Origin of the sequence: Cytobacillus massiliigabonensis, from assembly GCF_900199725.1 — a bacterium.
GTDB lineage: Bacteria > Bacillota > Bacilli > Bacillales > Cytobacillaceae > Cytobacillus > Cytobacillus massiliigabonensis.
In genome coordinates, this window is sequence record NZ_LT904904.1 from 917171 (window position 1) to 927697 (window position 10527).

A 10527-nucleotide genomic window follows, 5' to 3' on the forward strand; every position below is an offset into this window, starting at 1 on the left:
CAGTCAAGTCCTGAATTTTGTGTAAAAAGTGTCAACAATAAACTTCGACATAATCAAAACTATAATAAGTGGACTACACTATTTCGAATTTACATTGAGGGGCGGGCATGATAGCCTGGAGGGCAAGCCAGGGGTTGTTAAACTCCTGGCTTCCTGGCTTTACATCATGCCCGCGGAGGCTCAATGTCAATTCGAAATTAGGCCGTCCAACATACCTAAAACAACTTATCATCTAATTTCTTTGGTATGGAGTATTCCCTACCTTTATTTTTTTGTTTGCTTGTTGTTCTGCAATATCCATTAAAAGTGCCCCTATTAATCTAAACGCTGACTGTGTATTGGGAAAAATCCTTATAACTTGTTCCCTTCTCCTAACCTCTTGATTTAATCGTTCCAATGAATTTGTACAGTGAATATAAAGGTGATATTTCGAAGGTTCGTTTAAGTATTGAATGGCATCTTCGAAGCCATCTTCTAACGTCGATATTGCCTTATCTAGTTTTGGATTTTCTGCAAAATGCTTCACAAATTCCTCTTTAAATTCTCTAGCATCCTCAATTGTTACAGCGTCAAATATTCTCTTTAAGCCAATTTTTACGTCATCCATGTCTTTTTTTGGCAAATGATTAAAGATATTACGTTTAAAATGCACGGAGCAGCGTTGCCAAGTAGTCCCCACAAATTCTTCGGTAATAGCCTTTTTTAAGCCCTTATGTGCGTCAGATATGATTAGTTTAGGTGATTGAAGACCACGAGATTGTAAGTACTGAAAAAATCTTTGCCAAGCCTCATAGCTCTCAGCGTGATCTACTTTTAAACCCAGGATTTCTCGACCATTTTGTTCATTAATGGCGGTTGCAATATAAACTGCCTTAGATACAACACGGTTATGTTCCCTTACTTTAATATACATGGCATCTGCAAACATGTAGGGATAATACATTGTATTTAGGGGCCTATTTGTCCACGTGTTAACAATGGGATCTAACTTTTCTGTTAGTGAAGAAACAAAAGACTTTGAAACGCTCACTCCACATAATTGTTGAATAATATTTTTGACCTTCCGAGTAGATACCCCATTCACAACCATCTCAAGCATGGAAAGGACAAAAGCTTGGTCACACCGGGAATATCTTTCAAAAACGGATGGTGAAAATTCCCCATTACGTGTACGAGGTACCTTTAAGGTTATTTTACCAATATTCAAAAGTAGACCACGTTCATAATAACCATTCCGAGAGTCCTGCCGGTCAGGAGTACGTTCGTAAGCTCCAGCTTGTAAATAATCATCACGTTCTTTTTCCATCACTGTATTTAACACTAGAACTACAGAGGCTTTCATAACGGCGCCTAAATCAGAATTCATAACGGCGTCTTTTAAATCTTCAATATTTAGGTTAAACTGAATTTGAGTCAAAATAAGTTCCTCCTCATTGTTTTCGTCGCTGTTAACATTGTAGACAAGAGGAATTATTTTGACTCCTTTTCTTTTTACACAATTATATGGGCTTAATCCGGAATGAACGGGAAAAGAGCAAAAGAGTCCACAATAAAGGGTATTGGTTCCCGAAATGGGCAAGGAAAGAAAAAGTTGTCCCCAATAGGTGAATAAAACGAACTTATAAGTAAAAGCCACACCAAATTTCCATGTGAAATTAGGTGTGGCTTTCTATTAACTGATGTTCTCTGTAAGTTTTGCAGATTTTTGCTCTTCACGGATATCATACCAGCGCTCTTTTGCCATATCGATAATGCCTGATTCAACAGTCCGATTTTGCTGTTCGATCACTTTTGAAAAGTATTTTACTGCTTGGTCAATTTGGTTGGTTCTTCTTGCTAATTCACCAATTAAGTATAGGATTCTAACTTCAGATACTTGAGTCCCTTTAAAATCATCTTCCATATATGAATGTAAATATGCATCCATTGCGAGCTTCATAAAACGCTTCTCTTGGTCTGTATTTTCTAAAAGACGGTATAGCCATGCGAGTCTCATGTACGTTCCTGCAATGACAATATGCTTTTCTTTTTTTAACAAGCTGCAATAAATGGCTAGTTTATAGGTTTTAATGGCATCGGTAATTTTTCTCTTCTGTCCAAAATCATGTGGAACCCATTGGGAACATACCTTTGATTGAATTTCGTCAACAGCACCTGGCGGAAAATAGGGTGAGAAATCATCAGTTGAGGAAAATCCGCAATGTGGACAGACATTTACATGATATAAAATAGGATTGATCTCCTCAGAGGCATAGATTGGGCAAAAATCAGTATCATAGCTTGTCACTTTAATAAATCTTGAACGGATTTTTTTCGTCGTAAAAGTTTTTTTGCACATTCTGCATTCACACTTTTTATCATAGATGGGTTCAATTTGTGTCACTGAGATCGCCTCCTAGGTACAAAGATTTATTTTTATTAAACCGGCTATCGTTCATTATTACTATAATTATACTCTATTCAGTAAGAAAAGCACGAAGTTTTGTTGCCGAAAAATGATTGATTCTCATTAGTTGAGGACGAGGGGCTTAGTGTATATACTATTAGTAAGATGAATTTGTTTTTATTAAAGATGCAAGGAGGGAACTATAATGAGTGAAATTGTAAATTTAACAGAAGCGGCTGCTCTGCAAATAAAAGAAATGATGAAAGCAAATGAAGAGGAAAATGCCTTATTGCGTGTTTCTGTAAAAGGCGGAGGCTGCAGCGGTTTATCATATGGCATGGGCTTTGCGCATGAAGTAGAAGAGAATGATCACCAATTAAAACAGCATGGAATTCAAATCCTTGTTAGCAAAGAGGATGCACCAATTCTAAAAGGAACAAAAATAGATTATAAAGAGTCGATGATGGGCGGCGGATTTACAATAGATAATCCAAACGCGATTGCATCATGCGGATGCGGATCATCATTCCGTACAGCAACTGCGGCTGGTACACCAGAAGAATGTTAATTTAAACAAAAGAAAAAGGTATCCATAAAATTTCGGATACCTTTTTTATAATGTCTGGCGCAAGCGTCCTATCGCCTATCAAACTTCAGGTCCCCTCCTACGATAAGTCGGCATCAATTCGCTCCACTCATTGTGTCTTCTTTATCTTAGTCGCGGACCTTCTGCGTTTGTACGGCGATGACCAAGGCGCTTGGGCTTTTCTTAACCAAACATCGATGAACTGTGCAATGGCTGGATTTTAGCTTTTGGATCGATGTAAGCCTTTGCATTATTAACAGCTGTAGGTGCTTCACCAAAGCCGCAGGCAATAAGCTTCACTTTTCCATCATACGTACAAATATCTCCAGCAGCATAAATGCCAGAAATGTTTGTTTCCATTTTTGAATTTACAACGATGGAATTCTTTTCGATTTCTAATCCCCATTCTTTAATTGGTCCAAGTGAAGAAACGAAACCATAGTTACAAATAACTGCATCAACATCAAGCGTTTCTTTTTCTTTATCATTTACACCTTCAAGGACAACCCCGGTGATGCCTTTGTCATCCCCGATTAATTCAGCAGGAATGTACGGTGTTTTAATTTCAACTTTTGAGTTATTTAGATTTTCAACACTGTGCTCATGAGCACGGAATTTATCACGTCGGTGAACGATCGTTACTTTTTCAGCAATTGGCTCTAGCATTAATGCCCAGTCAACTGCAGAATCTCCTCCGCCAAATACAACGACCTTCTTCCCTGCAAACTGATTTAAATCATCGATAAAATAATGAAGGTTCTTGCCCTCATATTGAGCAGCGCTATCAAGCTCTAGGCGACGGGGTTGGAACGCGCCATTTCCAGCTGTGATGACAACTGTTTTTGTATAATGGATTTCTTTATTTGTAGTCAGTTTGAAGATGCCGTCATCTTGCTTTTCAAGCTTTTCCACTGATTGTTCTAATGAAGTAGTGGGCTCGAATTTTGCCATTTGTTCTTTTAGATTATTGATTAATTCTTGTGCACGTACTTTAGGAAAACCTGCAACATCATATATGTATTTTTCAGGATAAAGGGCTGATAATTGACCACCAAGCTGTGGCAAGCTTTCGATGATTTTTACAGAAGCTTGTCTCATTCCCCCATAGAAAGCAGTGAATAACCCTACAGGTCCTCCACCAATAATAGTTATATCATACACTTTTTGATCTTCATTCATTCCGGATCCCCCCATTAATAAAGTACACATTCCATCATAAATAATAACATAATTTCATATAAAGCTCACTCTTTGGAAAAAATATTGTGAAAAGGTTAAATACTCTAAACATAACCTTGGCGATAAAAAACTAGAAGAAGCTAGGAATTACAAGGAAAATACACATAGGCATAATGCATATTTAAGCTTTTTGGCTTGAAAATCAATTGGAAAAAGCATAATATGTAATGTGAGTATATTGTTAATATTTTGTGACATTTTTTCAACATTTTTTTGTCTATTTTAGTGAATAACATCACAAACTATTATTACTAAATGCACAGCGGTTTCTAAAAAGGAAACAATAGAAAATACTCTAAAAAGGTGGAAGATACACGTTGAGAAAGGCAAAGATTGTAATTTTAGGAGCAGGTTACGGTGGTTTAATGACTGCAACTCGGTTACAAAAAGCAGTCGGAACAAATGAAGCTGAAATCATATTAGTGAATAAGAATAGCTACCACTATGAAACAACTTGGTTACATGAGGCATCTGCAGGTACTTTACACCATGACCGCGTTAGATATGAAATAAAAAATGTTATTGATACAAATAAAGTTGATTTTGTTCAAGGCACAGCTATTGAAATTAAAACGGATGATAAAAAGGTTATTTTAGAAAATGGGGAAATCAATTATGACTATCTCGTTGTAGCTTTAGGCGGTGAGTCAGAAACATTTGGCATTAAGGGATTAAAAGAATACGCTTACTCCATTGTAAACGTGAATGCAGCCCGGCAAATTCGTGAGCATATTGAGTATCAATTTGCTACTTATAATACAGAAGAAGAGAAAAAGGATGAGCGCCTGACCATTGTTGTTGGTGGAGCTGGATTTACAGGAATTGAATTTCTTGGAGAATTAGGAAATAGAATCCCAGAGCTTTGCAAAGAGTACGATGTTGATTTCCAAAAGGTAAAAGTGATTTGTGTAGAAGCAGCACCGATGGTCCTTCCAGGATTTGATCCAGAGCTTGTAAATTATGCGGTCGCCCATTTAGAAAAGAAGGGCGTCGAATTCCGTATTGGCACGGCTATTAAGGAAGCGACTCCAGAAGGAATTATCGTTGGAAAAGGTGATGAGGAAGTAGAAGAAATTAAGGCAGGTACTGTTGTTTGGGCTGCTGGAATCCGCGGGAATTCGATCATCGAAAAGTCAGGCTTCGAGGCAATGCGGGGACGTGTAAAGGTTCAGCCAGATCTAAGGGCTCCTGGACATGACAATGTCTTTATCATCGGCGACTCTTCCTTAGTCATTAATGAAGAAATTAACCGTCCATATCCGCCTACTGCACAGATTGCCATGCAGCAAGGGGAAACATGTGCGAGAAATCTTGTTGCATTAATTCGCAATAAATCTGAGTTAGAAACATTTAAACCAGATATTAAAGGAACCGTATGCTCCCTTGGTGAAGATGATGCAATAGGTGTAGCATTTGGTAAGAAAATGATAGGAACTAAAGCTTCGTTTATGAAGAAAATGATTGATAATCGCGCCTTATACATGATAGGCGGACCTTCACTTGTATTAAAAAAGGGAAAATTTAATATTTTATAATGAAAACAATAAAAGGGTCAGGCTTTAAGCCAGACTCTTTTATTGTTTTTTATATTTTTTCAAAATTTAGAGAATTAGCGAGTAAATTTAAGAGAAGACGGTTTGTATGCGTTACCAGTGGATATTTTTCGTAAAATTTGGAGCTTTTCAAATTCTAGTATTCTTGATATATTATCAGAAAATTCAGTTACAAAAAAGGAGATGGAGAGAATGACAACAAAGAATTATGAAAAATCAAATGGATGTACGTACTGCTCAGGAAAAGGATATTTTCAGCTTCTCCTTGGCGGTTCAGAAACTTGCTCTTGCTGCAGCGGATCGGGAAAGAAAAAGGAATAATCATCAAATGCTCCGCCAATGGCGGAGTTTTGCTTTTACAGGGTGATCTCCCCCTATTATGCAAGATACTAAAGTATAACTTTGGAGTTAGAGAATTGTCTAGCTCCAGCGCCTATCAAACTTCAGGCCCCCTCCCTACGATAAGTCAACATCGAATCGCTCTCGCTCTTCATGTTTCCTTTATCGAAAGAACCGGTCCTTCTGCGTTTGTACGGCGATGATCAAGGCGCTTGCGCTTTTCTTATTGACTCCCATTTGCACATTCAGTACACTAAATATTGATGTGTAAAGGGAGGAACAAAACGATGGAAATGACGATTTTCGTATTGCCTATTTCAATGCTGCTCTTTTTTGTCCTGTTTTTTGGGATTGGTTTTATTTTAAATATGCTATTAAGAATGTCTTGGATTATGGCTATTGTTTATCCAATTATTGCAATCTTCATTATTGATAAAGTTCGGTTTATAGAATACTTTTCTAATAGTAAAGAGTCATTTACCAGTTTAGGTTCTGAATTATCCCAGCTCGCCACTGCTGATGTTCTCATCTTATTAAGCGGTCTGGCAGGTGCAATTGGAGCTGGTATTACGATAAAAACCCTCCGTAAAAAAGGATATCAAATGTTTTAATTTCAAAATCTCTGCTGTTTAGCAGAGGTTTTTTATTTACTAAAGTTACCATAAAGCAGGCGTTACTTCTTGGAAACAAAGGAGTTTTTATCAGGAAAAGGATAGTTTTATTGTTTTTCTTTTCATATTTTTTATTCCTGTCATGAATATTTCTTTAAATCTTGGGAAATGAATATTCTTGGGAGGAGTGAAATTATAAATGAGAAGAATAAAAAATTGGACAAGACGAATAATAATGTCAACTCTATTCATTGCGGCATTATTGACGACTTTCCAGTCTATTTCGGGAGTGGAGGCAAGATCTCTTGTTGGGTATTTCAGCAGTGAAGAGATGGGCACAAACGAACAGTCTGATCAAAATCATTTTGACCATACATTAAAGAAGGTTGGCGTAGCTTTTAAATTTTTAAAACGATTTGTGAATGGTGATTTGCAAATTTCATCAAGCAGGGAAGTATCAGGGCATCCGCCAACATTAGAGGAAGCAATTGATTGGACGCAGTATCCAATCAAGACAGTTGTTGCTACTGGCTATACCGCTTATTATGAATCAACAGGCAAGCATCCTGGTCATCCAAGCTTCGGGATTACATACTCTGGCGTAAAGGTAAAGAGGGATTTGTATTCAACGGTTGCAGCAGATTTAAATGTCTTTCCGATTGGAACGATTCTGTTTGTACCTGGATATGGGTATGGGGTAGTTGCAGATAAGGGCGGAGCAATTAAAGGAAATAAAGTGGATCTCTATTATGAGACAGTAGAAGATGTATACAATAATTGGGGCAAAAAAACATTGGATGTCTATGTTGTAGAAATGGGTGATGGCACCTTAACAGAGGAGGAGCTTCACGCATTGAATGAAAATGAATCGATGCAAGTATTCCGCCAGCAATATACGAAATCCAAACAGGAATAATTAGAAAAAAACAGGTAACCTGCTTAGAGACGGGATACCTGTTTTTTTTATTCTATTTAATGAAATAGGTAATGAAGTGCTATAGTTAAAAAAATGCCTGTCAGTCCTCCGAAAAAAACTTCGATTGGTTTATGTCCAAGAAGCTCCTTCAGTTCTCTCCTTTTTTCCTGTTCGGCTTTTTTCTGCCAAACTTTTGCTTCCTCTATTAGACGGTTGAAATCTGCTACTAACTGATTTAAGACAATGGCTTGTTCCCCCGCTTGTCTTCGTACACCAGTTGCATCAAACATCGTAATGATGGCAAATAGGGCTGACACAGCAAATAAAGCGGAATCTAAGCCTGTTTCCAAAGCAACGCCAGTGGAAAGAGCGGTTACGGCAGCAGAGTGGGAGCTTGGCATCCCTCCCGTGCTTGTCAAAAGTGACCAATTAAGGTTTCTAGAAGCAATGTAATGAATTGGAACTTTGACAAATTGAGCAAAGAAGATGGCTGCAATGGCAGCCCATAATGGGAAATTCATTAATAATTCCATGTGGAAACCACCTTTATCGTAGATCATACCGTACCTCATTGAAGGCAGATTAAGCAGATCCAATTAAATAAAATAAGTGCTCAACTTCTATCCCGTTTGTTAAGATGATAATAATAATTCAACGAGAGTGCAATTACTTTTTTTATAAAGTTTTGTAAACAATTACACATGGGGAGGGAATCTGTTGGAGGAGTATCCGCTTGAGTATTATGAGTTTTTTGTGAAGTTTAATGAAGGGGATTACTATACTTGCCATGACCTTCTGGAAGAGATGTGGATGACCGACAAAGGGAATTTATTTTTCAAAGGATTGCTGCAAATGAGTGTAGCTATCTATCATTATGAATATGGAAATGTGAAGGGGGCGAGATTAATGATGGGAGCCGCCCATGAATATTTACAGGCTTACCGACCAAAGCATTGGGGGCTTGATTTGGAGCATGTGTATTCATTTATTGAAAAGGCTTTAATGATTTTTCCGAGTGAAATTGATCGAGTCCCCTTTGAAGAAATAGATACGCTTCCGGAATTGCCAGAATTAATTTTATTTCTAGAAGATTAGCTAGTCGAAATTGTTTCCTGTTTCCTGATATAATGAAAGCAACTTTATGGGGGTGACAAAATGTTTACTGTAAAAAGAGAAATCAATTTTTCAAATGAACATGAATGTTTGATCATTGGTTTATTTGAGAAGCCAAACAAATTTGATGGTGTTCTTGCACAGCTAGATCAGCAATTTGAAGGGCAATTAACGGAGCTCGTTAAAAGCAAGGACCTTTCTGCAAAGAAAAAAGCAGTAACAAAAGTACATACATTTGGACATATTGGTGCGAAGAGATTATTCGTTGTCGGTCTTGGCCGTGAAAAGGATTACTCCTTTGATGTGTTGCGGGAAGCACTTGGAAAGACTTTTAAAGTTGTTAAGTCTTCAATGATACAGGAAGCTGCTGTTTATCTAGATTCTTTCCTAAGTGAAGAGGTGGATGCACTAGATGCAGCACACGCGGTCAGTGAGGCTTTTGCTTTATCTACCTACCGCTTTGCAGGATATAAGCAAAAATCAAATGATCCGGCTAAAACGATTGAAAACATTTCTGTTTATAGTGTAGTGGCAGATGAGGAGGATGTAAAAGCTTCGTTAACTGTTGGCTATGCACATGGAAAAGGAACAAACTCAGCTCGTACACTTGTTAACCTGCCAGGAAATATGCTTACGGCAACAGACATGGCTAATTATGCAAGAGAGCTAGCTTCTAAGTATGATTTCGAAGCAGAAATTCTTGAAAAAGAAGATATGCTAAAGCTAGGCATGGGTGCCTTACTTGCTGTTAACCAAGGGTCTGCTGAACCGCCAAAAATGATTGTCCTGAAGTATCAAGGAAAAGAAGAATGGAAGGACGTTATTGGTTTAGTTGGCAAAGGCATTACCTTTGATACTGGCGGCTATTCCATTAAGTCAAAGGATGGCATTGTCGGAATGAAAACGGATATGGGAGGAGCGGCGGCTGTTCTAGGTGCGATGGAAATTATCGGTGAATTAAAACCTGAGCAGAATGTTGTCGCAGTTATTCCATCCACTGACAATATGGTTAGCGGAAACGCATTTAAACCAGATGATGTGATTACATCAATGAGCGGCAAAACGATTGAAGTATTGAATACAGACGCGGAAGGGCGCCTTGTGCTTGCGGATGCTGTTACATATGCGAAGCATCATGGAGCAAATTATTTAGTTGATGTAGCCACTTTAACTGGCGGCGTAATCGTGGCGCTTGGAATGGATACAACTGGTGCGCTAACGAACAATGAGGCATTATGGGAGCAGGTTTTAGAGGCATCCTATGAGGCTGGGGAGCCAATCTGGCGTTTGCCTTTATTTGAAAAAGACAAACAAAGAGTTAGAAGCAGTAAAATTGCGGATTTAAATAATTCACCTGGCCGTGAAGGCCATGCCATCATGGGCGGCGCTTTTGTCGGCGAATTTGCAGAGGATACGCCATGGGTACACTTGGATATTGCAGGAACATCTACAACTCGCAAGGAGCATGACCTTGGACCAGCAGGAGCAACAGGGGTAATGGTCCGTACACTTGCTTTGCTTGTCGAGAGATTTGAAACTGAATCGAATTAAGCCTAAAGCTTCGGAAGATTTTCCGAAGCTTTTTTATTTGCAATTGCAAAAAAAAGCTAGAAGTTGCAAAAATAAATGATAATTTGCAAAAAAAGCTAGAAGTTGCAAAAATAAATGATAATTTGCAAAAAAAAGCTAGAAGTTGCAAAAATAAATGATAATTTGCAAAAAAAAGCTAGAAGTTGCAAAAATAAATGATAATTTGCAAAAAAAGCTAGAAGTTGCAAAAATAA

At 38.0% G+C, this 10527-nt stretch carries 11 protein-coding genes; 7 read left to right on the top strand and 4 right to left on the bottom strand.

Annotation, left to right across the window (positions count from 1 at the left end):
* Positions 1-232: 232 nt before the first annotated feature.
* Positions 233-1417 (bottom strand): IS256 family transposase, encoded by a 1185-nt coding sequence (locus tag C1726_RS15505; RefSeq protein WP_102272155.1) that lies wholly within the window; start codon positions 1415-1417, stop codon positions 233-235.
* Positions 1418-1672: 255 nt separating this feature from the next.
* Complete coding sequence (locus C1726_RS15510) at positions 1673-2383, bottom strand: DUF2225 domain-containing protein (protein ID WP_102273995.1); 711 nt, start codon at positions 2381-2383, stop codon at positions 1673-1675.
* Positions 2384-2591: 208 nt separating this feature from the next.
* Between C1726_RS15510 and C1726_RS15515 the strand changes: the two genes are divergently transcribed.
* Positions 2592-2954, top strand: coding sequence for a HesB/IscA family protein (locus tag C1726_RS15515; RefSeq protein WP_102273996.1), 363 nt, complete (start codon positions 2592-2594; stop codon positions 2952-2954).
* Positions 2955-3155: 201 nt separating this feature from the next.
* On the opposite strand, the gene C1726_RS15520 is transcribed toward C1726_RS15515, so the two are convergent.
* The gene (locus C1726_RS15520) at positions 3156-4151 is read right to left on the bottom strand and encodes an NAD(P)/FAD-dependent oxidoreductase (RefSeq protein ID WP_102273997.1); all 996 of its coding nucleotides are present in this window, start codon (positions 4149-4151) and stop codon (positions 3156-3158) included.
* Positions 4152-4528: 377 nt separating this feature from the next.
* Here C1726_RS15520 and C1726_RS15525 point away from each other — a divergent pair, with 377 nt between their 5' ends.
* The 4 genes from C1726_RS15525 (at position 4529) to C1726_RS15540 (ending at position 7630) form a co-directional block, all read left to right on the top strand.
* Complete coding sequence (locus C1726_RS15525) at positions 4529-5746, top strand: NAD(P)/FAD-dependent oxidoreductase (RefSeq protein ID WP_102273998.1); 1218 nt, start codon at positions 4529-4531, stop codon at positions 5744-5746.
* Positions 5747-5956: 210 nt separating this feature from the next.
* Positions 5957-6085: a YuiA family protein gene (locus C1726_RS26210; protein WP_180968214.1), complete on the top strand. Its 129-nt coding sequence runs from the start codon at positions 5957-5959 to the stop codon at positions 6083-6085.
* A 305-nt stretch (positions 6086-6390) separates the two neighbouring features.
* Positions 6391-6714, top strand: coding sequence for a YuiB family protein (locus C1726_RS15535; RefSeq protein WP_102274000.1), 324 nt, complete (start codon positions 6391-6393; stop codon positions 6712-6714).
* A 199-nt stretch (positions 6715-6913) separates the two neighbouring features.
* Entirely contained in the window at positions 6914-7630 is a 717-nt protein-coding gene (locus C1726_RS15540) for a 3D domain-containing protein (protein WP_102274001.1), read from the top strand.
* Positions 7631-7686: 56 nt separating this feature from the next.
* Here the strand turns inward: C1726_RS15540 and C1726_RS15545 are convergent, their stop codons facing one another.
* Positions 7687-8163 carry a divergent PAP2 family protein gene (locus C1726_RS15545; protein ID WP_102274002.1) on the bottom strand — a complete coding sequence of 159 codons (477 nt, stop codon included), beginning with the start codon at positions 8161-8163 and terminating at the stop codon, positions 7687-7689.
* Between the two features lie 184 nt (positions 8164-8347).
* Here C1726_RS15545 and C1726_RS15550 point away from each other — a divergent pair, with 184 nt between their 5' ends.
* A complete protein-coding gene (locus tag C1726_RS15550; protein WP_102274003.1) occupies positions 8348-8725 on the top strand; it encodes a DUF309 domain-containing protein in 378 nt (125 codons plus the stop codon).
* A gap of 60 nt (positions 8726-8785) precedes the next feature.
* Positions 8786-10294 (top strand): leucyl aminopeptidase, encoded by a 1509-nt coding sequence (locus C1726_RS15555; protein ID WP_102274004.1) that lies wholly within the window; start codon positions 8786-8788, stop codon positions 10292-10294.
* Positions 10295-10527 lie beyond the last annotated feature (233 nt).